Raw genomic sequence first — 26,771 nt, 5'->3', positions numbered from 1 at the left:
CTGGATCAGCACAAAAGGATTCAGGGCCAATTTTCTTCCGAAAGGACAAATCCGCGAAAGCGAAATGCCAGGCGCGAAAAGTCCTCAAGAACAAAATTCGGATTCCGTTTTGCTTGTTTTGATTCCGCTTGCGATGGTGGCGAGGCAAGGCGTTTTTTTTAATTAACAATTAATAATTAACAATTAATAATTACTGGAGAAATCATGTTTTATATCCTAAAAGCCAACCAAGCCGGATTAGTATTCAACGACGGAAAAGTCAAGAAAGTCCTTACCCAAGGCAAAAATTGGGTATTCGGATACGATTACGTGGAAGTACACGACATGACACATTCGTTCCAATCCAAAACCGAACTCAATATTTTACTGCAAAACCAGCAACTGGCAGCGATGCTTGAAGTTGTAGAAGTCAAGGACGGCGAAATCGTGCTTTTGTTCACAAACGGAATCTTCAACGCTGTCTTGACCGCCGGACGCTACGCCTTCTGGAAAAGCATCATGAGCTACGAATTCGTCAAAGCCGATATTTCAAAGGCCGAAATTGACGACAAGGTTCCCGATGTTTTGCTCGACCACGTCAAATTGCGTCCGTTCGTGCGTAAGTTTTTCGTTCCGTCTGACGAAACCGGGTTGCTTTACATAGACGGAAAATTCGAGAAGCAACTCAAGTCTGGCATGTACTCGTTCTGGCAAAACAACGTCACGGTAGAAGTAAAATGCGTCGATCTGCGTTTGCGGTTTCTCGAGATTTCGGGACAGGAATTGCTTACGAAAGACAAAGCTGCGCTCCGCATCAATTTTTTCGCGCAGTTCAAAGTGTTCGATGCTGTCAAGGTCTTGAGCGAGAACCGCGATTACGAAAAACAGTTGTACATTTTGTTGCAATTGGCCTTAAGGCAAACCGTGAGTGCGCTTTCGCTGGACGAGTTGCTGTCGAAAAAAGACAGTTTGGGCAAAGAAATCCTATCGGAAGTTGCCCAGAAAGCGAAAGCTATGGGAATCGAGGTTTTCGAAGCCGGAATCCGCGACGTGATCTTGCCGGGCGAAATGAAAGACATCATGAACCAGGTTTTGGTCGCCGAGAAAAAAGCCCAGGCCAACAGCATCATGAGGCGGGAAGAAACCGCCTCGACCAGAAGTTTGCTCAACACGGCGAAACTGATGGAAGAAAACGAGATGCTTTTCAAGCTCAAGGAAATGGAGTATGTCGAGAAAATCGCTGAAAAAGTGGGCTCTATCTCGGTTTCCGGAAGCGGACAGATTGTCGACCAGTTGCGTCAGATATTTTCTAAATGATGAGTATCGGATTAATAGGATTTTCAGATTATCGGGTTTTCCGACGATCCAATGATCAAAACACAAAATTGATAAAATGGAAACAAAAATCAACGGCAACGATCTATTGGCTGTCGGATACAAACAAAATGAAATCCTGGGAGTGGCGCTCAAACTTGCCAATTCCAAGTATTCCGAACTCGAAAAAGACGAACTTGTAGCGTTGTTCAAAAAAATCGCGGACTATCCCAAAAACTTCCTCGATGATGAAATTCTCGGGAATCTGGTGGCCAAAATGATCGAAGAGGCGAGCATTCCCAAAGATGAAATTCTCGCTTTGAACGCTTCCGCGGATGCTTATTCGGTTTACGGCGCGCAACACATCGAGGAGGGCGCGAGGAACCAAATGGACATCGCCATGAAATTGCCGATCACGGTCGCCGGAGCGTTGATGCCGGACGCGCACCAAGGTTACGGATTGCCGATAGGAGGCGTGCTGGCGACCAAAAACGCGATCATTCCATATGGCGTCGGAGTCGATATCGGATGCAGGATGGCGCTTTCGATCTACGATATTCCCGCATCCGTTTTCGAGCAAAACCGTGCGAAATACCAACGCGAACTGGTCGCGCACACTAAATTCGGAGCGGGTCACGGCTTCCACGGACAGCACAAATCAGATCACGAAATTCTGGACAACAGCGATTTCAACATGACGCCGATGGTAAAGCAGTTGAAAGACAAGGCTTGGTCGCAACTCGGAACATCGGGCGGCGGCAACCATTTTGTGGAATTCGGGATCGTCGAGTTCGCCGAAAAGGACGACATCCTAAATATCGAAAAAGGCAAATACGTCGCTTTGTTGACACATTCCGGATCGAGAGGTTTCGGCGCGACCCTGGCCGGACACTACACGCGACTGGCCAAAAGCATCACAAAACTTCCGAAAGAGGCGCAAAATCTGGCTTGGCTGTCACTTGATTCACAGGAAGGACAGGAATATTGGATGGCAATGAACCTTGCCGGCGATTACGCATCGGCTTGCCACGAGGTCATTCACGAAAAAATGGCCAAGGCGATCGGTGCCGAAGTTTTGGCCAAAGTCGAAAACCACCACAACTTTGCCTGGAAGGAAATCTGGAACGGAGAGGAAGTGATCGTGCATAGGAAAGGTGCGACTCCGGCCGCAAAAGGCGTGATGGGAATCATTCCGGGTTCGATGACCGCGCCCGGATTTTTGGTTCGCGGAAAAGGTGAAGAGAACGCAATCAATTCGGCCTCGCACGGCGCCGGACGTCAACTGTCGAGAACCCAGGCGATGAAAACGGTCACCAAAAACGAGATGGCGCAAGTCCTCAAAGACCACGGCGTAACATTGATAGGCGCCGGAAAGGACGAAGCGCCGATGGCATACAAAGACATCAACCTCGTGATGGATTCCCAGAGAGAGCTTGTCGATGTCGTGGCCAAATTCACACCAAAAATCGTCCGTATGGCAGATGATGGCAGCCGCGAGGATTAAAGCAGTCAGGTTTTGGCTGCTTTTTTAGCTTCGTATTTTTAAGTCCACGGAAAGTCGCAGCTATCCATTTTTTCGAACCGCGAATTCGCGAATTTACGCTCGTACCGCAAAGCAAATTCGCGAATTCGCGGTTAAAAATGATAACACTTCAATTTGATCGGTTTGAGATGCCTAAATAAATTAGTCCGTATCGTGGCAAAAAAATCAAGAATGCTGGCAAACTGACAGGGCTGAAAGCATTTGTGAAAATCCTCACATTCGCGCCAAAAGAAAACCCCTATCTTTGCCTTCCAACAAAATTTTATGGAACTAAAACTCACGCGTCCCATCTGTTTCTTTGACCTCGAGACCACGGGAATCGACATCTGCAAAGACCGAATCGTAGAAATCTCCATACTCAAGGTTTTTCCGAACGGCAACCGCGAAAGCAAGACTTGGCTGGTCAATCCGACGATTCCGATTCCGCCATCTTCTACCGCCGTTCACGGGATTTCTGACGAAAAAGTGGCAAACGAACCGACTTTCAAGGAACTTGCTTCCCAGGTTTATTCGATGATCAAGGACAGCGATTTGGCCGGATACAATTCCGATCGTTTCGACATTCCGTTATTGGCCGAGGAATTGTTGCGTGCCGAAGTCGATTTCGACATGAAAAGCCGCGTTTCGGTAGACGTCCAGACGATTTTCCACAAAAAAGAAGAACGCACTTTGAGCGCCGCTTTGAAGTTCTATTGCGGGAAAGCGCTCGAGAACGCGCATTCTGCCGAAGCCGATACCGTTGCGACTTACGAGATACTGAAAGCGCAATTGGATCGTTACCCCGATCTGGAAAACGACATGAAAACCTTGTCGGAATACACCACGCGCAAGAAAGCCGCCGATTTCGCGGGAATGATCGCATTCGACGACAAAGGGCGAGAGGTTTTTACCTTCGGAAAGCACAAAGGCGTTTTGGTGGAAGCTGTTTTTGATAGCGAACCGGGCTATTTCGGCTGGATACAAGGCGCCGATTTTCCGCTTTACACCAAAAAGGTCCTGACGGCGATCAAGTTGCGCCGGCTTAACAATAAGTTCTAGCTCGTTGATTAATAATTAATAGTTAATAATTAATAATGAGTTGCGAATAGCGAACGTAGGACTCAAGTGTTCAGAAACTCAGGCACTCAGGCACTAAAAAACCAGGCACTCAAAAAAATGAAAATCATCTGCATAGGCCGAAATTACGCCTCACACATAGCCGAACTCAACAACGAAAAGCCAGACGAGCCCGTCATTTTCCTAAAGCCCGATACGGCGGTTTTGCCCAAACAATTTCCGTTCGTGATTCCGGAATTTTCCAACGACGTGCACCACGAAGTCGAGCTTTTGGTCAAGATCACGAAGGTCGGAAAGTACATAGATGCGAAATTTGCGCACAAATATTACGACGAGATCGGCCTTGGCATTGACTTTACCGCCAGAGACGTGCAACAGCGCCTCAAAGACAAAGGCCTGCCGTGGGAAAAAGCCAAGGCATTTGACGGTTCAGCGGTTATTGGCGACTTCTTATCGAAAAAAATTTTTAGTTCTGATGAATCCATTACCTTTGAACTCACCAACAACGGAAAAACCGTACAAAAAGGTGATTCTGCGCACATGTTGTGGAAGATTGACGAGATAATTTCCTACGTTTCCAAATATTTCACGTTGCGCGTCGGTGACATCATTTTTACGGGAACGCCAGAAGGTGTTGCCAAAGTTTCGGCCGGAGACGTGCTCGAAGGTTTTATCCAGGACAAACAATTATTCAGAATACAAATCAAATAATGGCCCTACATTACAATCTATCAAAAGTCCACGCGCTATCGGACAACGACGATGAATTCGTGATGCAAATCATCACCCTTTTCATTACCGAAGTGCCTCAGGACGTGATGCAGATCAAACTCGGCATCAAGACCAAAGAACACAAGCTCGCCTACAGCTACGCCCACAAAATCAAGCCTACTCTCGATCTTTTGGGAATGACGCAGGCCTTCGAGGAAATCCTCGAGATCGAAGCCTGGACCAAGCGCGAAGGAAAGCGCAAGGAAATCAATGAAACTTTTGACAGCGTCGAGGCTCAGGTCGAGAAAGCCGTCAAGGAACTCAAGAAAGATTTCAACATATAAGGTAATTACTGCTATTGCGACTGCAACCGCTACTTTGATTTGTAGCTAAATCCTGCTGACCCGCTAGTAGCTTTACCCCAAAACACAAGTTTTGCAAGACTTGGCAAGAGCTTCCTTCGGTCGCTTCGCCAAGTCGGCAAAACTTTTGTGTTTTAGGGCAAAGGCTAGCCGCTTGCATCAGGGCTAGGCTTTTGGGTGACGAGTCATTCCGGATGTTGGACAGGTTATCGCACTTCGGTCATGGCGGTTCTTAATTCAAAAAGAAATCGATGTTTACTAAACAAAATCCGACCGAATTCCATTAACAAAACTTTCACATTTTTTACAGATTTTCTGTAATTGCGTCATTTGTCATTTACATAATTTTAGGTTGACAACCAATACGTTACAAAATGATGAAAACAGTACTTCTCGCAATGGTGTTGCTATTCCCGCTCGTCGGGATTTCCCAGAAAAAGTATTACAAAGGCGCACTCGGCGTCACGCTCGATGAGGCAACATACAATAATGCCAGAGACGATTATTTCGCAGGCGTCAAGGTTCGTATGCCGAAAGCCAAATTTAGCGAAGGCGCCCAGGAATCTTATCGCAACAAAGATTCTGTTATCATGGTTTACAATTGGGCAGTCGACGTGGGCACTATCAGTGAAAACGAATCCAAAGCGGTAAAGCTCAACAATCATTTCATGGAGAAAATTCCATTTGAAAAGTTCCGGACACTCGACGGGAAAACGATCCCTTTTTCAGACGTAGCAGGAAAGCCAACGCTCGTTAACTTCTGGTACACTTCGTGTGCGCCTTGCATCGCGGAAATGAAAGTGCTCAACGATATCAAGAAGCAATTCGGGGACAAGATCAACTTTATCGCGGTTACTTACGAGCCCAAGGAAAAAGTCAGGAAGTTCCTCAAGACGCACAAATTCGATTTCATACAAATTACCGACGCACGAGAACTTATCGACAAACTCGAGATCTCGGAATTCCCCACCAATGTGATGCTCGACAAAGACGGCGAGATCGCCAATGTTTCGGGAGGAATTCCAATGATTGCAAAAGACGACGGCAGCTTGGTCATGTCAGACGGCAAAGGAATGCGGCTGCAATTGCAGATGGCGTTGGACGCTCCGCGCACCAAATAGTTTCCATTGCGTAACTTTACGTCAAAATTTCCACTTTGACAGCAACGATAGTTACCATAGGAGACGAAATCCTGATTGGACAAATTCTCGATACGAATTCGCAATACATCGCTAAGGCTTTCGACAACATCGGGATCGATGTGCATGAAATGCTTTCGGTTTCAGATGATCGCCAACACATTCTTGAAACCTTCAAGCGTTTGCAGGACAAAACCAACTTCGTGATAATCACCGGCGGACTAGGCCCGACAAAAGACGACATCACCAAGAAAACGCTGGCGGAATACTTTGAAGACGAACTTGTGAGTGATCCGAAAGTCTTGGCTCACGTAGAGAATCTGTTCGAGAAGTTTTCGGGAAAACGACAGCCGCTTCTGCAAACGAACGTCGATCAGGCGCTCGTTCCGTCAAAAGCTTTGGTGTTACACAACGAATTCGGGACGGCTCCGGGAATGTGGCTGCAAAAAGGCGAAACGGTTTTTATCTCGATGCCGGGCGTTCCATTCGAGATGAAAGGTTTGATAGATACGATCGTGATTCCGAAGATAGTCCAGGATTTCAGGCGTCCGTACATCATCCACAAAACGATAATGACCTACGGAATGGGCGAAAGTTTGCTTGCCGACAAGATCTCGGGATGGGAAGACGCACTGCCCGGATTCATAAAACTGGCTTATTTGCCATCGCCGGGTCGCGTGCGTTTGCGGCTGTCGGCGAGAGGCGTTGACAAGGAATTGCTCGAATCGGCTTTGGCAGAAAACATTGGTTTGGTCTCGAAAATCCTTGGCGAAACCATCGTCGGACTCGAGGAAGACAAGACACTTGAAGCGGTTCTCGGCGGCCAACTCACGCAAAAAGGCTTTACGATCGCGACGGCGGAAAGTTGTACGGGCGGCAAAATCGCACAGGTTTTGACTTCGGTTCCGGGTTCGTCCAAGTATTTCTCGGGAAGTATCGTGTGTTATTCCAAAGACGTGAAAATCAACAATCTCGGCGTTTCCGAAAAGACGATAGCAGCGCATTCAGTTGTCAGTGCGGAGGTCGCCAAAGAGATGGCGCAAAACGTCATGACACTGCTAAAAACAGACTACGGAATCGGCGTCACGGGAAATGCCGGCCCAACGTCAGACGACACTCACGAGGAAATCGGGATTGTTTTCATAGCGGTCGCGACACCGAAGGAAACGATCGTCGAACGCTTCAACTTTGGCCAACCTCGTGAAAAAGTGGTCGATAGAGCCGTAAACAAATCGCTGGAAATGCTCCAAAAAGAAATTTTAAAAAATGTATAAAAAATGTTTTGTGCAAACGCTTTTTTTTACTTTCTTTGCACCCTGATTTTGAATAACGAATAAAGAGAAGCATAATGTCAAGAGTTTGTGACCTTACAGGTAAGAGAGCGATGGTTGGAAACAATGTTTCCCACGCAATGAACAAAACCAAGAGGAAATTTTCAGTAAACCTGGTTAAAAAGCGTTTCTATCTTGCTGAAGAAGACAGATGGATCACGCTCCGAGTTGCTGCCTCTACTATCAAAACTATTAACAAGAACGGGATTGCCGCTGTTTTGAAACAAGCAAAGGCGAACGGATTCATCAAGTAATCTTTTCCCGAAAACTACTATAGAGCAAAATGGCAAAGAAAGGCAACAGAATCCAGGTGATTTTAGAGTGTACTGAGCACAAAGGAACTGGTCTTCCAGGAACTTCGCGCTACATCACTACGAAGAACAAAAAGAACACTCCAGATCGTATGGAGATCAAGAAATTCAACCCGATCTTGAAAAAGATGACGGTTCATAAAGAAATTAAATAAGTTTAAGTCATGGCAAAAAAGACCGTTGCAACCCTGCAAACACAGTCAAAGAGATTGTCTAAAGCCATCAAGATGGTGAAATCTCCAAAAACAGGCGCATATACGTTCGTTGAGTCTATCATGGCTCCTGAACTTGTAGACGAGTTTTTGAAAAAGAAATAATTTGCTGAAAAGCGAATTGGAAAAGCTACTTCGATCGAGGTGGCTTTTTTTTTGCATTACACTTTAGCTTCGCTGCGTTCGGCATTGCCTCGAGGCGACTTTTAATTATATTTGTAGCCAATCCGGCTGACCCGCTTTTAGCTTTCTAGAAAACGCCGGGTTTTGTAACGCTTGCCAAGAGCTTCCTTCGGTCGCTTGGGCAAACGAACAAAACCAAAGCCGTTTTCGTCAAAAGGCTAACCGCTTGCATCCGGGCTAGGGCGCGAGCTCCATTTCAACATTCGTCATTAGTCAGGAATCATTCGTAATCCGAATCTTTGGCAGACAAAAGGGATGTTGGAAAAACCAACAACGATTAACGAACAGCGAACAATAAGAATGTCATTCTTCAAACGAATATTTTCCTCCGAAAAGAAAGAAACCCTCGACAAAGGCCTCGAGCAGACCAAAACCTCGTTCTTTTCCAAACTCACCAAAGCAGTCGCCGGCAAATCGAAAGTAGACGATGAGGTACTCGACAACCTCGAAGAAGTGCTGGTTTCGAGCGACGTTGGCGTAGAAACCACACTCAAGATCATCGGACGCATCGAGAAACGCGTCTCCGAAGACAAGTACATGGGCACGGACGAACTCAACAAAATCCTGCGCGAGGAAATCGCCGGTTTGTTGTCTGAAACCAACAGTGGTGAAGCCTCCGAATTCACGATTCCGCAAGACAAAAAGCCATATGTGATCATGGTCGTAGGAGTAAACGGAGTGGGGAAAACCACGACGATCGGGAAACTCGCCAACCAATTCAACAAAGCCGGCTACAAAGTCGTGCTTGGCGCCGCCGACACTTTCCGCGCTGCGGCAATCGACCAGCTCCAAATCTGGGCTGATCGCGTGGGCGTGCCAATCGTAAAACAACAAATGGGCAGCGATCCTGCTTCAGTGGCGTTCGACACCTTACAATCTGCGGTTTCACAAAACGCCGACGTCGTGATCATAGACACCGCCGGACGTCTTCACAACAAGATCAATCTCATGAACGAACTGTCGAAAGTCAAGCGTGTCATGCAAAAAGTACTTCCAGATGCGCCTCACGACGTACTTCTTGTACTCGACGGATCGACGGGACAAAACGCTTTCGAACAAGCCAAACAATTCACGGCGGCCACAGAAGTATCTGCATTGGCGGTAACCAAACTCGACGGAACAGCGAAAGGCGGCGTCGTGATAGGAATTTCCGACCAATTCCAGATTCCGGTGAAATACATTGGAGTAGGCGAGGGAATCAATGACCTTCAGGTGTTCAACAAATACGAATTCGTAGATTCATTCTTCAAATGATGAGACGCCGCCGATCGACATCTCCGGGAATGCTTTACTCGATTGCGGGAATGCTTATCGTGGCATCGGCTCAATCGGTGAAAAATTCGAGCCCGAACGTTTTCTACGTCATGACGGGAATCGGGATTTTGGTTTGCGTGATCGGATTCGTCAAACTTTTCCGCTCTGAAAACAATGGCTAAAAAGCGCACGGCAAAACCCGCAACGACCAAAGGATTCTCGGTAGCCAAGTTGTTTATCTTGGGTGCAATCTGTTTTTTCCTGTCCAAATTTTTCTCCAACAAAGTAAATTTCCTGGACTACGGATTCGCGATCGTCGGAGCTCTTTTGTTCGGGCTTTGTTTTTGGAAATACTGGAAAAACAGAAAGCGCTAAAGCAAATCATTTGTTTTAGCGTTTTCGTTGTATTTCGATTTTGTCGCTAATTAATCACAGCGTTTATCTTGACCCACAAAGCTTCGTCGAAGCCTGAAAGCGCCCAATTGCTGTCGTCGGCGGCTTCGCCCATTCTCACGACAACCATTCTCTTGCTTGGGATCACGTAGATTTTTTGGTCGTTTTTGCCCAAAGCCATGAACATGTCGCTCGGTCCGCTTGGCACCAAACTTCCGAGAAATTCGGCTTGGGTTTGCGGCAGATGATAGCTTTGTTCGCCGTTAATCCACCAAAGATAACCGTAAGACTTGTTGATGTTTTGGGAAGTGTGCGTTGCGTCATCGAAAAAAGCTTGCGGAATTACCTGTTGCCCATTCCAATTGCCGCTTGCCAATGCCAAAAGCCCGAATCGCGCCATACTTCTCGTGGTCGAATAGTAAACCGACAATCCATCGAGTTGCGTCCAAAGTCCGGTCATGCCAATCTTGTTCTTGATATTGGCGTTGAAATAGTTTTCCCAGGTTTGACCCGAAGCCGCTGCGACGACATTTTGCAAAACCACATAAACATTGTCATAAGCCCAACGCGTTCCCGCCGGAGCGAGGTATTCGAGACATTGCGGAGTTGTGCAATCTCCGTTTGCCGCGTCGTCCAGGCCTGAAGTCATGGTGAGTAAATGTTTTACGGTGATCTGGTTTTCCTGAGCCGAGGTAAGACTCGTCCAACCGGCGCCCAAATAGTCTGAAACCGGATTGTCAATGTCGAGCAAACCCTGTTGTTGCGCGATCCCGACGGCCGTCGAGGTCAGTGTTTTTCCGGCGCTCGCCCAATACCAAGGTGAAGAGGCGGTGTGTGAACCGAAATAATTTTCCATGACGATTTTCCCGTCCACGAGTATGATGAAGCTTTTGGAGTGTTTTTCCTCGAGGAAATCGAGCAACGGCTGGATTTGGTCTTCGTTCCAATTGAGTTCATAAGCAGTTTTGGTTTCCCAGACAGTTCCTGTGGAAGGCGGGAAATACAGGTTTTCTGCTGGAATTTGGTCGTCGTCGTCGGTTGTATTGCAGGCCAATAAAGTGAAAGCCGACAAAAAGGTGAATAGCAATTTGTTCATCATCGGGAGGTTTTGGTTTGAAGGTTGGATTGTAAAAACGACGAAAGGTTTAATAGCGCCCTATTTTGGATTTGATCTTGCGCAAACGCTTGATTCCGAACGAACGCCCCAGCCCGGATACAAGTGGTTAGCCTTTTTTGGAAGAAATCGTGATTTTGTCGCGGCCAAAGAGCGACCAAAGGAAGCTACTTTGGCGCGTCACAAAAGCCGATTTGTTCAAAAAAGCTAAAAGCGGGTAGCCGGATCGGCTTCTAAAAAACCTACTTTTGCAACATGAGAAATTTCGCATTCCTATTCGCATTTTCACTGGTTTTTACCGCTTGCCAAACCAAGTTTTCGAAAGATGACGTAGCAAAGATCAACGGCTATTGGCAAATAGAGAAAGTCGTGAAAAACGATGGTGAGCACAAGGATTATCAGGCAAATACGGTCTACGATTTTTATGAAATCAAGTCCGATAAAGGCTATCGCGCCAAAGTGATGCCGCAGCTCGACGGCACGTTCCAGACGAACGATCTCACCGAAAAAATTGTCGTCACCTATGAAAAGGACGGAACTTTTTTGAACTATATGACCGACTATGACAAGTGGCGCGAGAAGATCATTTCGATTTCCGATGCAGAATTGGTGGTCGAAAATCCGCAGCAGATCGAATATCACTACAAAAAGGCAGGTCCGATAAAACTCGACTGACATGGCAAAGCGCACCAGCAACGAAGGTTCGATCTCGGACGTCCTGAAACAGATCATTTCCTCGAACAAACTCCAACCCGGAATGGACGCCGTGGCCGTAAAAGACGCGTGGTTCTCGCTAATGGGAAACGGCGTGAAAACCTACACGCGGAACGTTGTCCTCAAAGGCTCTACGCTTTACGTGGAACTGACCTCGGCGGTTTTGCGCGAAGAATTGAGTTACGGAAAAACCAAGATCGTCGCCATGATCAACGAGGAATTGGGACGGGAGATTGTTACTGATGTGGTTTTGAGGTAGCTTTTTAGCGTAGAAGCAGTTGCAGTGGCAGTAGCAGTAGCAGAAGCAGTTGCAGAAGCAGAAGCAGAAGCAGAAGCAGAAGCAGCAGCAGAAGCAGCAGCAGTTGCAGAAGCAGCAGCAGCAGCAGTAGAAGCAGAAGTAGAGCAGAAAAAGAAGCAGTTGCAGAAGCGGTAGCGTAAAAGGCGCAGAAAAGTAAGAGAAGGCGTCGGCGACGGCGAAAACAGCGATTATTTAGTTATGCACTATTCCGATAACTAAGGAATTCCAATCTGCTATGAACCAAATAAAAAATCCCGTCAGATTCGATCTAACGGGATTTCTTGTATATAATTGTTTCAACAACTAGCTGCTACAACTGTTTGCTGCTGCTTTTTCTAAGCGGCTCAACAACTGCTACTGCAACTGCAAACTGCAACTTTCTTAAAACTGCTCGCGTCCGGCAAAGTGGAAAGCGCCTTCGATAGCGGCATTCTCATCGCTGTCCGATCCGTGAACGGCATTTTCTCCGATAGATTTCGCGTATTTTTTACGGATTGTTCCTTCGGCAGCGTCAGCCGGGTTCGTAGCTCCGATCAAAGTACGGAAAGCTTCTACCGCATTGTCTTTTTCAAGGATTGCGGCAACGATTGGTCCGCGGGTCATGAATTCGACGAGTTCCCCAAAGAACGGACGTGCGTTGTGAACTGCGTAGAATTGCTCTGCATCAGCTTTTGTCAATTGCGTCAATTTCAACGAAACGATTCTGAAACCCGCTTCTGTAATCATATTGAGGATTCCTCCGATGTTGCCAGCTTCGACACCATCCGGTTTGATCATCGTAAAAGTTCTGTTAGTTGCCATAGTGTATTTTTAAATTTGGCGCAAAAGTAAGTCGAATTCGTCGATTAAAAAAGCAAGAATCTCAATCAAATGCAAAATCCCTGACTATTTAGCACAATCAGGGATTTTGTTGATAATCAGTCGCCTTATTCTCGGATGAGTTTCAGAGTGGCATTTGCCGATCCCGAAATCACTTTTGCGAAATAGATTCCTTTCGAAAGGTCAGACGCGTCTATGGTCATTGTGTTTTGGTCGGATGCTTGACTTTTCACCAATTTTCCAGTGACGTCGTACACCGACACCTTCCCGATTGCGCCATCAGAAGTGATCGTCCAATTCTCATTCGCCGGATTCGGAGCCACCGAGAACACTTTTTTCGAGGCGCTCGAAACGCCAAGAGCGTTCTGGAAACTATATTCGAAAGTCGTGCGGTTGAAAGTGATGTTGTAAGTTCCGGCAAGTGTCGCCATGTCAGATCCGTTCTGCACCGCAAATCCTGTCGGAAAAGCGTTCGATCCCGCAGCGCCGGCCGCTCCAAACTGAACTGCCCAGGTTCCGTTGTCGCGAATTTTCATCATTCCGCCGGCAATCGTAACGTTGTTTATAGTGTAGTGAATCGCGTCGGTAGTCGTCATCGGCGCGTCCACATCCCAACTTCCCGAAGGTCCGCCAACTCCGATCATCGCTACAGATGTTGGCGTAAAGCCATAAGCGCCGGTGTTGAAATTGAAGGTGATGTTGTAAGTTCCGCCCGGCATAGGAATGTCCTGGCCGTTCTGAACGCCGGTTCCGGAAGGAAATGCGGATGCGCCCCAGTTTTGCGTCCAATTCCCATTGCGGCGAAATTTCACGTTTCCGGCTGTGAAAGTCACGCTTTTGATCAGGTAGTCGATACCGTTTGTCGTGCTCAACATCACATCTGAATTGGCGGTGGAAGTTCCGTAAAGACTGATCACGGGAAACTGTGGAACGCCGGCGGTAAACGAATAAGCCAGCGTATTGATGTTGAAGGTCACGTTGTAAGTGCCTGCCGTAACCGCGATATTGGTTCCCGGAGTCGTGCCAGTGCCGCTTGGGAAGCCTGGAGCGGTTGCGTAGCCGTAGGCGAAATTCCAGTCTGAATTCTTTCGGAATTTAAGTTCGCCGGAAACGAAAGTGTGATTGGCCAACGTGTAATTGATGCCGTCCGTCGTAGTCATGAAGACGTCGATTCCCCAGTCGCCGGTTGGTCCGGTTGCCGGTCCCGTAAGGCTGATATTGTCAAAGCAATAGCCTGAAAAAGCGATCAGGAAAACAAAAAGCGAGAGTAATTTTTTTACCATAAGGACTTGATTTTTAGAAAGATTAAAAGTTACAGTCGCGAAAGTAATCGTTTTCGTAAATGAATAATCCCTGACATATCCACGCAAACGTTTTCGTGTTGAAAACTTTGTCAACTCCTTATTTTATTGCGATAAAAATTGAGTGGTTGTAATTTAAATCGTTACAATATTGAAGATTTGGGCAAGTGGATCGAGTTCCGAAAGCAACTTCGGGATCAGGTTTTCGCCTTCTGCCAACCAGAATTCAGAGAAATTCGCCTGTCGTTCCTGAAGGCTTTTGAACGGAAAGAGTTCGTTCTGAAGATTCATGAGCCGCTCGAGTTCTTCGGCGTGTTTGCGCTTTTGGGCTTTCAGCAGTCGCTTTTCGAGGTTTTCCAGACCTTTCAGCTGCTTGGTCTCCTGGGCTTTTACTGCGCCCGAGAACGATTTGTCGGTTTGTTCCGATAAGGCAAAAAGGTCGGCAAATTGTTTTTGGAGCGCCAGTTTCTGCGGAAGCAAATTCAAAGGAAATTCTGAAATTTCGGACACTTTTCTGTTGACGAGCTCCGATTGTTTCAAGAAAAGATCTTGCCAACTCAAGCCCAGACCATCGGCTTTTTTGGCCTGTTTTTCAGAGGCGAGCAAGACCGAATTCCGAATCAGGAGCATCGGGAAAGTCACATCCACGGCGTCGAAAAAAGCTTTGAGTTCGAGCCAGTACGCGATTTCGCCTCCGCCTCCGATGTAGCAAAGATTCGGCAAAATGACTTCTTGGTAAAGTGGGCGCATAATGACGTTCGGACTGAATTTCTCAGGATGAGTTTCCACTTCCGACAAAATCTCGGCATGCGAAAAAGCGATCGAAGTCTCGTTCACGAAATATTTCCCGTTTTCGAAAACGATCCGCTCGCGCAATTTTTCGTCCAAATAGAAAAGATTGATCTCGCGCGGATTCACCTGAACGTTGTAATTCCCGAAATTTTTGATGGTTTCCGATACGTTTTTGAACGCAATTCCATCTGTCAATTCCTGTTTGACGAAAGGTGCAAAAACGCGTTTGAGATTTTTGTCGTCACCGTCGAGTATCACGAGGCCGTAACTTCCGAAGAGTTCGTTGGCGAGCCAGCGCGTGGCATCGGCCAAATTATCGTGATCCAGATAAGCTTTCTGGAAAAGTTGCGCGATTTTTTTCGCGTTTTCAGACGGGCCGAGTTCCATTTGGAACAACTTCAGCACGCTTTCCAGACCTTCGGTAGACAAACGTCCCACTGCGCCCGAACTTTCACGGTTCCAACGGAATTTTTTCCCGTGGAAATTGAAATATGAAATTTCTTCGAAATCGTGGTCTTCGGTCGCCATCCAATACACGGGAACAAAGTCGTTTTCGGGATGTTTTTCCCTGAGCGTTTTGGAAAGGTTCACCGCCGAGATGATCTTGTAGAGAAAGTAAAGCGGTCCGGTGAAAAGGTTTAGCTGATGGCCGGTCGTGACGGTAAAGGTCGTGTTTTTTGCCAGCGATTCGATGTTGGCTTTCGTCGCATCCGAGACATCAAAATCCTTGTATTGATTGGTCAGCGAGTCGACAAGGATCTGACGGTTTCCAGCAGGAAAATTCCGTGCTTTTTCGGCAATCTGATCTTCGAAATTCCCGAGTGCCGGAAAGCGGTTGTACCAATTTTTCAGTTCAAATTTTTGGTTCAGGTAATCGACGATCAAAGACGAAAAATAACCCGAATCCTGGTAGCTGATACAGTCGCTTGGCATAGTGAATTGAAAATTGCCGTAAAAATACGAAAAGATTCCCGCCGTCTTTTCCCATAGGGAAAGATTTGTGACGAGTGCATTTGGTCAATTTTTTGTGCTTTTTCCAGAGTTTGCCGCCTACAAACCTCAATACGAAATCCAAATGCCGGTAAACTTTCTTTTTTTTATGGATTTTACTTTCGTCTTCGGGAGTTTTTTGAATCCAATCTATCGAACGCCGATACTTTTTGCCGCGGTGTTCCGACGAAATGTTTAGCCGCAAATTCGCGAATGCCTGCCGATAAGTTCGGTTGGATCCGAATCGGATTGCGGATAAAAATTCGCCCATTCGCGGTTCGAAAATCCCGGCTTGTTTTCCAAAGCGAGAAGCGTTTTTTTAGCCGCAAATTCGCGAATGCCTGCCGATAAGTCCGGTTGGATCAGAATCGGATTGCGGATAAAAATTCGCCCATTCGCGGTTCGACAATCCCGGCTTGTATTTCCAAAGCGAGAAGCGTTTTTTTTAGCCGCGAATTCGCGAATGCTTGCCGATAAGTCCGGTTGGATCAGAATCGGATTGCGGATAAAAATTCGCCCATTCGCGGTTCGAAAATCTCGGCTTGTTTTCCAAAGCGAGAAGCGTTTTTTTAGCCGCGAATTCGCGAATGCTTGCCGATAAGTTCGTTTGGATCAGAATCGGATTGCGGATAAAAATTCGCCCATTCGCGGTTTGAAAATCTGAAATCAGTCTCAGTGTAAAGTCGGGAGAAGACAAAAAGAAGCCAAAAAAAAGCCGCTAGATGAGCGGCCTTTGTGTTTTAACGTTTGAGCGAAAAATGCCCAAAATGTTCCTGACCGTCGGCTCTCGTGACCGTGAACCAATAATCTGAGGACGGCATTGGTTTTTCATTGTACGTTCCGTCCCAGCCTTTGTCCATAGGCGAAAGCTGTTTGAGCAATTTGCCGTGTCGGTCGAAAATCCGGATGACCATTGTGGGTTCGGTATTCGAGAGTTTCACTTGCCAATAGTCGTTGAAACCGTCTCCGTTAGGTGTGAAAAATCGGGGATGCATGAGCAAATACGCGATTTGGTCGACAGTTCCGCATCCGAATTTATCTCTTACATAGACCGTGTAGGTGCCGTTTGGCAAGTCGACAAAATCAGGACTATCCTGAAAATGGTGGTTGTCGAGCGAAAATTCATAGTCGCCGATTCCGTCGATAAATACGTGCAAGGCGTTGAAGTCGTACGTCCAATCTTCGGTTTCTATATTGGTGATGATCGCTTTGTCGGACCAAAAAATGTGGAAGTTGTGCGTGGTCTCGCATTCCTGCAATCCGTTTACGGTCAGGTGATTCTCGAAAACCGTAACCCAATAATCGCCGTCTTGCGTAATCACGATCGACGCTGTGGTTTCGCCTGTCGACCAAAGATAACGGTCAAAAACACCTGCGCGAATAATCACGTGTTTCCCGACGCAAAGCGGATACTCGTTTTCCATGGCGATGACCGGAGTGGGAAGCAGGCTGAAGTTTAGTTTGCAGACGTTTTGGCAATAGTTCGCATCGGTCACTCTTACGAAAACCTCCATGTTTGTGCCGTCCAATAAATAGGAGTTGAAATTCATGATTTCCGAATTCGCATCGATTCCGGTCGCGCCGTTGAGCGTCCTGAAATATCGGAAGCCCAAACCGGTTACCGAGGCCACGAGATTCGCGTTCCAATCTGACAGATCGACGCTTTGTTTTCCATCGTTCAATACATCGCAAATAAAAGGCGCGTAGTCATTTACGACGGGAAGCGGCAGGTAATTTCCGTAAAAATTCACCCAGGAAGTCAACGATTCGCAACTGCCTTTCTTCACTTTCACCGTAAAATTCTGGGGCGCTCCAAGATTGTCCACGACCGGATTCGTCGTCCAGGTCGCTCCGCCGTCAAAGCTGTAGAAATCGCCCGGAGTCGTGATCGTGACGCTTCCGTAATGGTCGCAACCCGGAGGATCGATCGCGTAATCCGGATAAGTGTATTCCAGATCAGTGAGGTAAACGTAATCGTGAGGCGATGTACAGCCTTGCGCATTCCTGATCTTTATCAGATAACTTCCGGAAACAAGTCCGGTCAAGGTATTGCTCGTTTGCCAGGTATTTCCGCCGTCGAAACTGTATTCGGCGGCTGGGGTGTCGATCGTGATGCTGCCCAGATTTCCGCAGTATGGATTGAACGCGGTAAAGTCCGGCATCGGCAAAAATTGTCCGAAAAGGTCGACGCTGGTGTAGTTCGACATACAACCATTGGCGTCTTTTACCCGAATCTGATAAATCCCCGAAGGCAAATTGCTCATCGTGTTCTGCGTCACCCAGGTCACGCCGCCGTCAAAGCTGTAAAACGGCGCCACGGTAGAAACGGTAATGCTTCCTACATCGCCGCAATACGTTGGATTCACAGCCGAAACATCTGGTCTTGGTGAAAGGTAAGGCGCGATCGTCACCGTTACCGGATACGAAATGCAATTCATGACCGTCTTGATGATCACGACATAAGATCCGACAGGTAAATTGCCCAGTGACAAACTCGTTCCCCAAGTTGCGCCGTTGTCGAAACTCACTTCAGATGCCGGAGACGTGATCGTAATACTTCCGAAATCGTTGAAACAAGTAGGATGCGTGAGTGCAATATTCGGTTGTGCCGCAACTCCGGAACTCGGAATGTTTACGGTTGCCGTAGATTGGCAGCCGAAACTGTCGGTCACGTTTACGCTATAAGAACCGGTCGCCGTCGGATTGATGCTTGACGAAGTCGCACCATTGCTCCACAAATAGGAAGCGCCGGGCGAAGCGGTCAAGGTCGTGCTTCCGGCACAAACATTCAGAATTCCCGAAATCGTCGCCGTAGGATTTTTTACGATGACCTGACAAGCGATGATCTTGAAACAGGTCGCGCTTTGTTCGGCACGCACGAAAATCGTCCGCGTTCCCGAAGTGTAAGCTGTGGCAGCCGTGATCGGATTCGTGTTCGCGACCGCATCTGCAACCGTCGTAAAATAAGAGAAAGTCAGTCCGGCCGTATTTGCAATGACGAGTGGATTGAGTTGGTTCAGGTTGAAAACCTCGGTTCCATCGTGATCGGTGTCGCATTTGAAAAGGTTGGCCGTGTGGAGCTCAACCGGACAATTCGCGCAGTTCAGGAACCAGATGTCGTAGCCCGGATTCGCGTCGTCATCTGTCGCAATGTTGAAATTCGTTCCCGAACAATTCGTCTGCACCAAACCATATTGGATCTTGACCGAAACGTTGTAACCCATTGCCGTCACGTTCGGAAAATTGGCCGCGACCAAAGGAAAACAAAACGTCTTATTGACCAGGTCGAAGCCTGAATTTTGCGTCGTCGAGTAAACCACGGCATTGGATTCGTTCTTGAGTTCGAGCGTGATGCTTTGCACGGTAGCCGAAATTCCGCCCGAATTCGGGATCGTGAATTTGCCGCAAACGTTCACTGGCAACGCCGGACAAGTCTTGTACAAAGGATCGAGCGTGATGCTTCCCTGAAGATTTTCGTCTGAGTGCAGCAAGCAGATGTCGTCTATGTACGCGTAACCGAAATGGCCGTTCAATCCGCAGCGCGAAGCCATGAATTCGACGGTAAATTCCTCGTTGTTCGCGATTGAACTGATGTCCATCACGCCCGATTGCCAGTTTGGCGTGTACAAAATGATCGCATCCGATTCCATCGCGCCATATTGCTTGAAAATGCAGTTTGTAGGTGTTCCGATAAGGCAAAATTCATCGACCACGGCGCCCGAAGCTTTGATGACGCGAACTTTGAGGAAAGGTTGTTCATTGTCGTGCCCGGATTCGGCAATCGACTGAAGCACGACCTTATAGTTGAACTTGAATTGGGTTTCGTTGTCTGTCTTGAAGCGTTTGGCCTGCACTTTACTCACCGAAGTGTAGGAATCGCGGTGGTTGATCTTGAGCGCATATTGGTCGAAAGCGCCAATGTCGCCAATGTAAGGATCGAGATGGTTGGCCGGAACGGTTGTGGCCATGATATCCGTAACATTCGGATTGTACTGTTGGATGCCCGCGGTCGCCGTTCCTTCCAGCGTTTGGCATTCCATCGGATTCCAGACATCTCCCGAAGTGAAGGCGAAATTGGACAACGTAGGAGTGCCGCCTGGCGTAAATTCCTCGAAAGCACCATTCGAGCACATCGGAACCGCGTTCAGCGCCACTTGTCTCTGGCTGGCTTTCGCCGATTCGGAAGCCTTTAGCCGCTTGAGCAAAATCTGGCGTTTTTCCTCGAGATTCGTGATCAGGTGTCCGTGCCTGTCCTCGAGTTTGACCGAGGCCAGAAAGGCATCGCGTTCCTGTTTGTCCTTTGAATGCAATTTTTCGTACTGGGCGTGGCTCGTCGCACAAAAAAGCAAAGCCACAATGGCGTAGAATAGTTTCAACTTGTCCTTGTTTTTGTTTGTTTTTTGGTTTCCGATGAAAGACGATTTGCCACAATTTACGCCCGACGAAAAAAATCGGTTACTTTTGCGACTTAAAGTCTCCACATGGATTTTTTGCTGTTAACGCCTCCGTTTACCCAACTCAACACACCTTATCCGGCCACGGCTTATCTCAAAGGTTTCCTAAAAACCAAAGAGATCGCTTCTACGCAGGCCGATTTGGGCATAGAAGTAATACTTCGCGTGTTTTGCAAGGGCGGTTTGGAGGATTTGTTTGGCAATGTCAAATATAGAAAACCCGACGAATTATCCGATAACGTCAAGCGGATAATCGCTTTATCGGAAGATTATATTTCGACGATCGATTCGGTTATCGCATTCCTGCAGGGAAAAAACCCAACTTTGGCGCTTCAGATCTGCCAGGAAAACTTCCTTCCCGAAGCTTCGCGGTTCTCTCAATTGGAAGAACTCGATTGGGCTTTCGGATCGATGGGAACGCAGGACAAAGCCAAGCATTTGGCCACTTTGTACCTCGAGGACATTTCAGATCTCATCGTGGAATGTGTCGATGAGAACTTCGGATTCTCGCGTTATGCCGAACGTTTGGGAAGAAGCGCGAACTCTTTCGACGAAATTTATTTTGAGCTGTCGCGACCGCTTTCTTACATTGACAAGATTACCGTCGATGTGTTGCGCGAAAAAGTCGCATCTGAAAACCCGAAACTCGTTTTGATTTCGGTGCCTTTCCCGGGCAATCTTTTTTCGGCTTTCCGATGCGCGCAATGGCTAAAACAAAATCGTCCCGAAATCAGGATCGCGATGGGCGGCGGTTTTGCCAACACCGAATTGCGTTCGCTGAGTGACGCACGCGTGTTGCAATTTTTCGACTTCATCACTTTGGACGATGGCGAACTTCCCGTCGAATTGCTGATCGATTTCATCGGCTTGACCGAAAATCCGTCAGGAAAAGAACTCAAGCGCACTTTTTTGCTCGAGAACGGAAAAGTCGTTTACCGAAACGATTCGCTGCGCCACGATTACAAACAAAACCAAGTCGGGACGCCAGATTATTCCGGTTTGCCTTTGGACAGTTACATTTCGGTGATCGAAATCGTGAACCCGATGCACCGCATGTGGAGCGACGGCCGCTGGAACAAACTCACGATGGCGCACGGCTGCTATTGGGGAAAATGCACGTTTTGTGACATTTCGCTCGATTATATCAAGATTTACGAACCTGTCGCGGCCACGATTTTGTGCGATCGCATGGAAGAACTCATCGCACAAACCGGACAAAACGGGTTCCATTTCGTCGACGAAGCCGCGCCACCGGCCTTGATGCGCGCTTTGGCGTTGGAAATCCTGAAGCGAAAACTCACCGTGACCTGGTGGACGAACATCAGGTTCGAGAAAAGTTTCGCTTACGATTTGTGCCGATTGCTCAAAGCCTCGGGTTGCATCGCTGTTTCGGGCGGACTCGAAGTCGCTTCCGATAGATTGCTGGCCTTGATTGACAAAGGCGTCACGGTAGAACAAGTGGCCAAAGTCACGAGGAATTTCACCGAAAACGGCGTTTTGGTACACGCCTATCTGATGTACGGTTATCCGACGCAAACCGTTCAGGAAACCGTCGACAGTCTGGAAATGGTGCGCCAATTGTTCGAAGCCGGCGTGCTGCAATCTGGATTTTGGCACCAATTCGCGATGACCGCTCACAGTCCGGTGGGTTTGGAACCCGCGAAATTTGGCGTAGTTCCAGATTCGGACATTGTTGGGAGTTTCGCCAACAACGATATCGCGTTCAAGGACAAAACCGGGATTGATCACGACAAATTCAGCTTCGGACTCAAGAAATCGCTGTTCAACTACATGCACGGAATCTGTTTCGACTACGAGCTTCAGGATTGGTTCGATTTCAGGATTCCGCGTACGAAAGTGCGTCCGGACTTCATCCACGATGCTTTATCGGACGATTCCGATTTCCAGACAAAACCGACTTCCAAAATCGTCTGGATCGGAAAACGAGCGGTCGTTTCGGCTTTCACCAAATCGAAAAAGGGAAATTCTTGGCCGATGCTTTCGCTCGAGTTCCACGACAGGCGTTCGGTCACGACGGTTCAGGTTGGCCAGAAAGAAGGTGAGTGGTTGCTCAGGATTCTGGAATCGCTGTCGGCATTTTCGGGTAAACCGATGCCTTTCGCCCAGCTTAAAACCGATTTTGAAACGTTTGTCTCGGATGATTTTGAATTGTTCTGGTTTTCGAAACCGATGGAAAAGTTGAAAGAAGCCGGACTACTTTCGCTTTAGGCAACCGGCACGTAGACGTGGAAAGTCGCGCCTTCGTCTTTTTTGCTGTGTGCTTCTACGAATCCTTTGTGGTTATCGGCAATTTTGCTCACGATCGCGAGACCGATGCCCGTTCCGTTTTCACCTCTTTTGGAATGGAGTTGGTGAAACAGTTCGAAAATCTTTTTGTTGTAATCGTTGTCAAACCCGATGCCGTTGTCGCTCACACTGATCTTGTGGTAGTTCGCGCCATCTGCATGTAAGACATCCGATACGGAAATATTTATTATCGGACTGATGTCAAATTTGGTAAACTTGAGCGCATTCGAAAAAAGGTTGTAGAGCATTTGCCTGAACTGGAACGGAATCACGGTTATTTCGGCATCCGAATCCAAATGGATCAACGCTTTCTTTTGCTCGAATTCTTCCATCAGATCCTCGCAGACTTCGTTGACGATGTGTTGAAGCGATCGCTTTTCGAAAACGATCTCAGAGGCCGTCGTGCGCGAATAGGCAAGCAAATCCTGGATAAGGTTTCGCATGCGATCTGAGGCCAAATGCGTTTTTTGCAGATAGTCGCGCCCTTTCTCAGACAGCAAATGGGACTCCTTTTCTGAAATCCATGACATGAAAGTCTGGATTTTGCGAAGTGGTTCCTGTAAATCGTGGCTCGAAATATAGGCAAAGGATTGAAGTTCCTTGTTCATCCTTTCCAGGTGTTCGTTTTGGGCGGCGATTTCCCCAACGCGTTGGTCAACCATCCTGTTGATCGTGTCCTCAAGTCCGTTGTTTATCGTTTCCAGCGCTTCGCGTGCGTCCAAAAGCTGTAGGTTGCTCTTGCGCAACTCAAGCAATTTCATGACCTGGCGAGAAAGTATTTTAAGTGCCGCGATTTGTTTTTCTGTCAAAACCCTCGGCTTGTTGTCGATCACGCAAACCGTTCCCAAACCCATTCCGCTTTGGGAAACCAATGGAATTCCGGCATAGAAAACAATATTGGGGTCGCCCAAGACGTAGGGATTGTGCATGAAGCGCTCGTCTTTTCTGGAATCCTCGACGATCAAAGCCTCGTCAAGTTTTAGGATGGCCCGAGAGCAAAAGGAGTATTCGCGAGGCGTTTGGTCGATTGCGAGACCTTTTCGCGACTTGAACCACTGGCGGCTTTCGTCCACGAGACTTATAAGCGCGATCGGAACTTCGCAGATGACCGAGGCCATTTCTGTGATATCGTCGTAATCCTGTTCGCCAAGCGTATCGAGAATGTCGTATTCCCTGAGCGCCTGCATTCGAAGCGTCTCGTTGCTGCTCGAGATTTGCGTATCTTTTTCCATAACTTTTGCCAGTGCCTAAATGTAGAAAAATCGACGAACTGCACCAAGTGGCGCGAGCGATATTTTCAACTGAATATCCGGGTTGCGCGTTACTCAGTTTGGTACGCGCCGTCAATGCCGCGATGGCTCAGGACTTTTAGCTCCCGATTGCATGAACGCAAGGTTTATCGGTCGGAAAAACGAAAGCCGATGCCGTGCAAGTTCTCGATAACCACATTTTCTGAAGCCAAAATCTTGCGAAGACGCGAAATGAACACGTCGAGGCTTCGGCCCATGAAATAATCGTCGTCGCCCCAAAGCGCTTTCAGGATTTGCTCGCGCTTCAAGACCTGGCCTTTGTTGTCGAGGAAAAACTTGAGCAGTTCCGACTCGCGTTGGGTCAAAGTGACTTTCTCGGAATCAAAAACCAGCGCATAATTCAAACTGTCAAAAGCAAATTTCCCGACTTTATAATCTGGTTTGCCAGAAACGACGAATTTCTGCGAACGCTTCAAAAAAACCTCGATCTTCAATACCAATTCCTCGATTGAAAACGGTTTCACGAGATAATCGTCGGCACCCAATTTGAGTCCTTTGATGCGATCTTCTTTCAAGGTTTTGGCCGACAGGAAAATAATCGGGATGTGACCGTCGACCTTTCGGATATCTTCGGCAAGCTCGAATCCGTCGCGCTTTGGCATCATGATATCGAGAATGCAGATGTCGAAATCCTGCTGGCTGAAATGTTCGAAACACGTATTTCCGTCAGCACAATGCACGACTTCGTAGCCTTGCTGTTCGAGGTTGTCTTTGGTGAGAAACGCCAGGGTTTCGTCGTCTTCGGCGTAGAGTATGCGCGGCATCAGAACTTCAATATTCGTTGTTCGTTGTTCGTTATTCATTGTTCAATATTCCAATTCCATCCCGATAGCTATCGGGACCAAATCCCAAATCCCAAATTCTAAATTCCAATTCCCAAATCCATCGCAATGACTATCGGAACAAAATCCCAATCTTAATTCCCTTACTGAACTTAATGGTTCAAAATAATGGTTCAAAATAAAGGTTCGAGAATCAACCGGTTTTGCGAGGAATGCCAATCGAAACACAAATGCCCTTTTCAGGATTATTGCGAGCCGAAATCTTCCATTGGTGCAACGTACAGATTTTTTTCACGTAATACAAACCGAGTCCGAAGCCTGTGACCTCGTTGGAAAGTTTGTTCGGAATGCGGTAAAATTTGTCGAAAATGTCAGACAATTTGTTGGCTGGAATCCCGATTCCGTTGTCGCAAAAGTCAAGTTTGAGTATGCTGTTTTCTTGCGTCAAGCGGATGCAGATCACGGATTTTCCATCGCAATATTTGATGGAATTGTCGATGAGGTTGTAAACGATGTTCGTAAAGTGGAAAATGTCGGCCGAAATTTCGAAATCCTTGTCAGAAGCGACCGAAAGCTGTAAATCTTCGTGTTTGAGATACATCGTGTCGGCCACTTCCGTCAAGACCGAAAGTACCGAAACCGGCTTTTTGTCCATCGCAAGCGGCACGGAATCGCTCTTGGCAATCGTGAGGATCTCGCCTATGTGACTGTTGAGTTTGTTGCTTTGGCTGATGATGATTTCGGTGTATTTCCTGAGTTTTTCATCGGACGAAATTAGATTTTGTTTCGCCAGATAATTCGAAGCCAGCAAAATCGATGAAAGCGGTGTCTTGAACTCGTGTGTCATGTTATTGATGAAATCGCGTTGCAGTTCGGAATATTTTTTCTGCTGCAAGATCGTCACGATCGAGTAGACGTAAACCAGCAAAATGATGATGAGCGCGCCGGAGAGAAAGAACCAGAACTTGAGCGAGCTGAACAAATATGTCGTTTCATTCGGGAATCTGATCGCAAAATAATAGACGAGATTTTTGTGCTTCGGAAAGTAAACCGTCTTTTTCGTCTTGTCTTTGTTCGAAACCGAAATGTAGTCGCCATAAACCATTTCATCTGAATGGCAGTTGTACATCGCGTATTCAAAATCAGTGTGGATGTCCATTTTCTCGAATTCGCCTTTGAGGTAAAACTCGAGAACGTCCGGCTCGAAATCGTTGTTCACGTTCACGATATAGTAGTCGTTCGAGACTTTTACGACAGGATTTTCGCTTGGCATATCGTTGTTTGTGCCTTCGTACAGACGTTTGGCGACGTCGAGCAAAGCCACGTGCACTTTCTGCGAAAACTTCTTCTCTTCCAGTGAATACGCCTGTTTCGTCCAAAGCAATTGGGCGACGAGAATGCCGATGATCGCGACGAGCCCAAGGATGATGATGGCGTTTAGTTTCCCGATTTTCATATTGCAATATTAGGCGAAAAAGGCGCGCGTATTCCCGGTTAACAAGTCGTTAACAAACATTTGAAAGCGGTTAACAGCGATTGGGATTCTATGTAGGTAGTTTTGGAATATCAAAATCGATTGACCACAACCATTTTAAAAACTTCAATATGAAAACACTTTCAATCACTTTGGTAGCCGCGGCTTTTTCGCTGATGTCATTCGCTCCTAAAACTGTTATCGTTGATCCGATCGTCAAATCTGTGACCGCATCGCCGGTCGCCTGGAAAGCCGACACACAGGAAATCGGTCAGATTCCGCAAGGCACGCCAAAAACAATCGAGTTCAGTTTCAAGAACATGGGCAAAACCGACATCATCATCACGAACGTAAAACCGGCTTGTGGCTGTACGGCCGCCGACTACACCAAAACGCCAATCAAACCGGGCGAATCCGGAATAGTGAAAGCGACTTACAACGCTGCTCCCAAAGGCGCGTTTTCCAAAACGGTTACCGTCACGACGAATGCCGAAGACGCTCCGAAAGTGCTGACGTTCAAAGGAACTGTCATCTAAACACAAATAGGAATCTGGAGCTGAAGTTGAACGCGGCCCTTGATTCTTCCGACTACTCGAAACCGAGTTTTCACCACTCAATTATTTAAGCG

At 47.3% G+C, this 26,771-nt stretch carries 26 protein-coding genes; 18 read left to right on the top strand and 8 right to left on the bottom strand.

From position 1 onward, the window contains the following. The first annotated feature begins 204 nt into the window (after positions 1-204). The 12 genes from EOO49_RS10905 to EOO49_RS10850 all read left to right on the top strand — a co-directional run bounded on the left by EOO49_RS10905 (position 205) and on the right by EOO49_RS10850 (position 9,577). Positions 205-1,296 carry a slipin family protein gene (locus EOO49_RS10905; protein ID WP_290845568.1) on the top strand — a complete coding sequence of 364 codons (1,092 nt, stop codon included), beginning with the start codon at positions 205-207 and terminating at the stop codon, positions 1,294-1,296. A 76-nt stretch (positions 1,297-1,372) separates the two neighbouring features. Continuing rightward, entirely contained in the window at positions 1,373-2,797 is a 1,425-nt protein-coding gene (locus EOO49_RS10900) for an RtcB family protein (protein WP_290845566.1), read from the top strand. Positions 2,798-3,100: 303 nt separating this feature from the next. After that, the gene (locus EOO49_RS10895) at positions 3,101-3,874 is read left to right on the top strand and encodes a 3'-5' exonuclease (RefSeq protein WP_290845564.1); all 774 of its coding nucleotides are present in this window, start codon (positions 3,101-3,103) and stop codon (positions 3,872-3,874) included. 117 nt (positions 3,875-3,991) lie between these two features. Next, a complete protein-coding gene (locus EOO49_RS10890) occupies positions 3,992-4,603 on the top strand; it encodes a fumarylacetoacetate hydrolase family protein (protein ID WP_290845562.1) in 612 nt (203 codons plus the stop codon). Next, positions 4,603-4,947, top strand: coding sequence for a histidine kinase (locus EOO49_RS10885; protein ID WP_290845560.1), 345 nt, complete (start codon positions 4,603-4,605; stop codon positions 4,945-4,947). Before EOO49_RS10890 ends, EOO49_RS10885 begins: the two co-directional genes overlap by 1 nt. Positions 4,948-5,342: 395 nt before the next feature. Further along, positions 5,343-6,086 carry a TlpA disulfide reductase family protein gene (locus EOO49_RS10880; RefSeq protein WP_290845558.1) on the top strand — a complete coding sequence of 248 codons (744 nt, stop codon included), beginning with the start codon at positions 5,343-5,345 and terminating at the stop codon, positions 6,084-6,086. Positions 6,087-6,121: 35 nt separating this feature from the next. Next, on the top strand, positions 6,122-7,378 hold the full coding sequence (locus EOO49_RS10875; protein WP_290845556.1) for a CinA family nicotinamide mononucleotide deamidase-related protein: 1,257 nt from the start codon (positions 6,122-6,124) through the stop codon (positions 7,376-7,378). Between the two features lie 74 nt (positions 7,379-7,452). After that, complete coding sequence (gene rpmB, locus EOO49_RS10870) at positions 7,453-7,689, top strand: 50S ribosomal protein L28 (RefSeq protein ID WP_290845554.1); 237 nt, start codon at positions 7,453-7,455, stop codon at positions 7,687-7,689. A 29-nt stretch (positions 7,690-7,718) separates the two neighbouring features. Continuing rightward, entirely contained in the window at positions 7,719-7,901 is a 183-nt protein-coding gene (gene rpmG, locus EOO49_RS10865) for a 50S ribosomal protein L33 (protein ID WP_290845551.1), read from the top strand. Positions 7,902-7,910: 9 nt separating this feature from the next. Next, positions 7,911-8,063: a DUF4295 domain-containing protein gene (locus EOO49_RS10860; protein WP_169528377.1), complete on the top strand. Its 153-nt coding sequence runs from the start codon at positions 7,911-7,913 to the stop codon at positions 8,061-8,063. Positions 8,064-8,441: 378 nt separating this feature from the next. Further along, complete coding sequence (gene ftsY, locus EOO49_RS10855; RefSeq protein WP_290845549.1) at positions 8,442-9,395, top strand: signal recognition particle-docking protein FtsY; 954 nt, start codon at positions 8,442-8,444, stop codon at positions 9,393-9,395. Next, positions 9,395-9,577 carry a hypothetical protein gene (locus tag EOO49_RS10850; RefSeq protein WP_290845547.1) on the top strand — a complete coding sequence of 61 codons (183 nt, stop codon included), beginning with the start codon at positions 9,395-9,397 and terminating at the stop codon, positions 9,575-9,577. The genes ftsY and EOO49_RS10850 overlap by 1 nt, the downstream gene beginning before the upstream one ends. 239 nt (positions 9,578-9,816) lie before the next feature. Here the strand turns inward: EOO49_RS10850 and EOO49_RS10845 are convergent, their stop codons facing one another. Next, positions 9,817-10,884 (bottom strand): serine hydrolase, encoded by a 1,068-nt coding sequence (locus EOO49_RS10845; protein ID WP_290845545.1) that lies wholly within the window; start codon positions 10,882-10,884, stop codon positions 9,817-9,819. Between EOO49_RS10845 and EOO49_RS10840 the strand changes: the two genes are divergently transcribed. From EOO49_RS10840 to EOO49_RS10825, 4 genes are read left to right on the top strand one after another with little or no spacing between them, the layout of a single operon-like run. After that, positions 10,877-11,113 carry a hypothetical protein gene (locus tag EOO49_RS10840; protein ID WP_290845543.1) on the top strand — a complete coding sequence of 79 codons (237 nt, stop codon included), beginning with the start codon at positions 10,877-10,879 and terminating at the stop codon, positions 11,111-11,113. The two genes, EOO49_RS10845 and EOO49_RS10840, sit on opposite strands and share 8 nt — an antisense overlap. Before the next feature lie 44 nt (positions 11,114-11,157). Beyond that, entirely contained in the window at positions 11,158-11,577 is a 420-nt protein-coding gene (locus tag EOO49_RS10835) for a lipocalin family protein (protein WP_290845541.1), read from the top strand. Position 11,578: 1 nt separating this feature from the next. Then, entirely contained in the window at positions 11,579-11,875 is a 297-nt protein-coding gene (locus tag EOO49_RS10830) for a DUF721 domain-containing protein (protein ID WP_290845539.1), read from the top strand. Positions 11,876-11,899: 24 nt separating this feature from the next. Further along, a complete protein-coding gene (locus tag EOO49_RS10825) occupies positions 11,900-12,049 on the top strand; it encodes a hypothetical protein (protein WP_290845537.1) in 150 nt (49 codons plus the stop codon). 246 nt (positions 12,050-12,295) lie between these two features. Here the strand turns inward: EOO49_RS10825 and EOO49_RS10820 are convergent, their stop codons facing one another. From EOO49_RS10820 to EOO49_RS10805, 4 genes are all read right to left on the bottom strand, one after another. Continuing rightward, the gene (locus tag EOO49_RS10820; protein ID WP_290845535.1) at positions 12,296-12,715 is read right to left on the bottom strand and encodes a nucleoside-diphosphate kinase; all 420 of its coding nucleotides are present in this window, start codon (positions 12,713-12,715) and stop codon (positions 12,296-12,298) included. A gap of 125 nt (positions 12,716-12,840) precedes the next feature. Next, positions 12,841-14,016, bottom strand: a complete 1,176-nt coding sequence (locus EOO49_RS10815; RefSeq protein ID WP_290845534.1) for a T9SS type A sorting domain-containing protein — start codon at positions 14,014-14,016, stop codon at positions 12,841-12,843. 153 nt (positions 14,017-14,169) lie between these two features. After that, the gene (gene bshC, locus EOO49_RS10810) at positions 14,170-15,759 is read right to left on the bottom strand and encodes a bacillithiol biosynthesis cysteine-adding enzyme BshC (RefSeq protein ID WP_290845532.1); all 1,590 of its coding nucleotides are present in this window, start codon (positions 15,757-15,759) and stop codon (positions 14,170-14,172) included. Between the two features lie 797 nt (positions 15,760-16,556). Beyond that, a complete protein-coding gene (locus tag EOO49_RS10805) occupies positions 16,557-20,192 on the bottom strand; it encodes a T9SS type B sorting domain-containing protein (protein ID WP_290845530.1) in 3,636 nt (1,211 codons plus the stop codon). 105 nt (positions 20,193-20,297) lie between these two features. Here EOO49_RS10805 and EOO49_RS10800 point away from each other — a divergent pair, with 105 nt between their 5' ends. Then, positions 20,298-22,499, top strand: a complete 2,202-nt coding sequence (locus tag EOO49_RS10800) for a radical SAM protein (RefSeq protein WP_290845528.1) — start codon at positions 20,298-20,300, stop codon at positions 22,497-22,499. On the opposite strand, the gene EOO49_RS10795 is transcribed toward EOO49_RS10800, so the two are convergent. From EOO49_RS10795 to EOO49_RS10785, 3 genes are all read right to left on the bottom strand, one after another. Further along, positions 22,496-23,809 carry an ATP-binding protein gene (locus EOO49_RS10795; RefSeq protein WP_290845527.1) on the bottom strand — a complete coding sequence of 438 codons (1,314 nt, stop codon included), beginning with the start codon at positions 23,807-23,809 and terminating at the stop codon, positions 22,496-22,498. The genes EOO49_RS10800 and EOO49_RS10795 overlap by 4 nt on opposite strands. A gap of 164 nt (positions 23,810-23,973) precedes the next feature. Next, entirely contained in the window at positions 23,974-24,651 is a 678-nt protein-coding gene (locus tag EOO49_RS10790) for a response regulator transcription factor (RefSeq protein ID WP_290845525.1), read from the bottom strand. 211 nt (positions 24,652-24,862) lie between these two features. Then, positions 24,863-26,125, bottom strand: coding sequence for a HAMP domain-containing sensor histidine kinase (locus EOO49_RS10785; protein ID WP_290845523.1), 1,263 nt, complete (start codon positions 26,123-26,125; stop codon positions 24,863-24,865). Between the two features lie 149 nt (positions 26,126-26,274). On the opposite strand from EOO49_RS10785, the gene EOO49_RS10780 reads away from it, so the two are divergent. After that, a complete protein-coding gene (locus tag EOO49_RS10780; protein ID WP_290845521.1) occupies positions 26,275-26,679 on the top strand; it encodes a DUF1573 domain-containing protein in 405 nt (134 codons plus the stop codon). Positions 26,680-26,771: the final 92 nt, after the last annotated feature.

The sequence above is a fragment of the Flavobacterium sp. genome, assembly GCF_004295795.1.
Classification (GTDB): Bacteria; Bacteroidota; Bacteroidia; order Flavobacteriales; family Flavobacteriaceae; genus Flavobacterium.
The sequence above is the reverse complement of the archived record's forward strand: the minus strand, read 5'-3'. Positions and strand labels throughout refer to the sequence as shown.

Excerpts from the sequence above, each read along its gene's own strand:
- EOO49_RS10800 (WP_290845528.1), top strand. The coding sequence starts at position 20,298 with ATGGATTTTTTGCTGTTAACGCCTCCGTTTACCCAACTCAACACACCT.
- EOO49_RS10790 (WP_290845525.1), bottom strand. The coding sequence starts at position 24,651 with ATGCCGCGCATACTCTACGCCGAAGACGACGAAACCCTGGCGTTTCTC.
- rpmB (WP_290845554.1), top strand. The coding sequence starts at position 7,453 with ATGTCAAGAGTTTGTGACCTTACAGGTAAGAGAGCGATGGTTGGAAAC.
- EOO49_RS10830 (WP_290845539.1), top strand. The coding sequence starts at position 11,579 with ATGGCAAAGCGCACCAGCAACGAAGGTTCGATCTCGGACGTCCTGAAA.
- EOO49_RS10835 (WP_290845541.1), top strand. The coding sequence starts at position 11,158 with ATGAGAAATTTCGCATTCCTATTCGCATTTTCACTGGTTTTTACCGCT.
- EOO49_RS10785 (WP_290845523.1), bottom strand. The coding sequence starts at position 26,125 with ATGAAAATCGGGAAACTAAACGCCATCATCATCCTTGGGCTCGTCGCG.
- EOO49_RS10890 (WP_290845562.1), top strand. The coding sequence starts at position 3,992 with ATGAAAATCATCTGCATAGGCCGAAATTACGCCTCACACATAGCCGAA.
- EOO49_RS10845 (WP_290845545.1), bottom strand. The coding sequence starts at position 10,884 with ATGAACAAATTGCTATTCACCTTTTTGTCGGCTTTCACTTTATTGGCC.
- bshC (WP_290845532.1), bottom strand. The coding sequence starts at position 15,759 with ATGCCAAGCGACTGTATCAGCTACCAGGATTCGGGTTATTTTTCGTCT.
- EOO49_RS10905 (WP_290845568.1), top strand. The coding sequence starts at position 205 with ATGTTTTATATCCTAAAAGCCAACCAAGCCGGATTAGTATTCAACGAC.
- EOO49_RS10795 (WP_290845527.1), bottom strand. The coding sequence starts at position 23,809 with ATGGAAAAAGATACGCAAATCTCGAGCAGCAACGAGACGCTTCGAATG.
- EOO49_RS10860 (WP_169528377.1), top strand. The coding sequence starts at position 7,911 with ATGGCAAAAAAGACCGTTGCAACCCTGCAAACACAGTCAAAGAGATTG.
- EOO49_RS10850 (WP_290845547.1), top strand. The coding sequence starts at position 9,395 with ATGAGACGCCGCCGATCGACATCTCCGGGAATGCTTTACTCGATTGCG.
- EOO49_RS10820 (WP_290845535.1), bottom strand. The coding sequence starts at position 12,715 with ATGGCAACTAACAGAACTTTTACGATGATCAAACCGGATGGTGTCGAA.
- EOO49_RS10880 (WP_290845558.1), top strand. The coding sequence starts at position 5,343 with ATGAAAACAGTACTTCTCGCAATGGTGTTGCTATTCCCGCTCGTCGGG.
- rpmG (WP_290845551.1), top strand. The coding sequence starts at position 7,719 with ATGGCAAAGAAAGGCAACAGAATCCAGGTGATTTTAGAGTGTACTGAG.
- EOO49_RS10900 (WP_290845566.1), top strand. The coding sequence starts at position 1,373 with ATGGAAACAAAAATCAACGGCAACGATCTATTGGCTGTCGGATACAAA.
- EOO49_RS10780 (WP_290845521.1), top strand. The coding sequence starts at position 26,275 with ATGAAAACACTTTCAATCACTTTGGTAGCCGCGGCTTTTTCGCTGATG.
- EOO49_RS10885 (WP_290845560.1), top strand. The coding sequence starts at position 4,603 with ATGGCCCTACATTACAATCTATCAAAAGTCCACGCGCTATCGGACAAC.
- EOO49_RS10815 (WP_290845534.1), bottom strand. The coding sequence starts at position 14,016 with ATGGTAAAAAAATTACTCTCGCTTTTTGTTTTCCTGATCGCTTTTTCA.
- ftsY (WP_290845549.1), top strand. The coding sequence starts at position 8,442 with ATGTCATTCTTCAAACGAATATTTTCCTCCGAAAAGAAAGAAACCCTC.
- EOO49_RS10895 (WP_290845564.1), top strand. The coding sequence starts at position 3,101 with ATGGAACTAAAACTCACGCGTCCCATCTGTTTCTTTGACCTCGAGACC.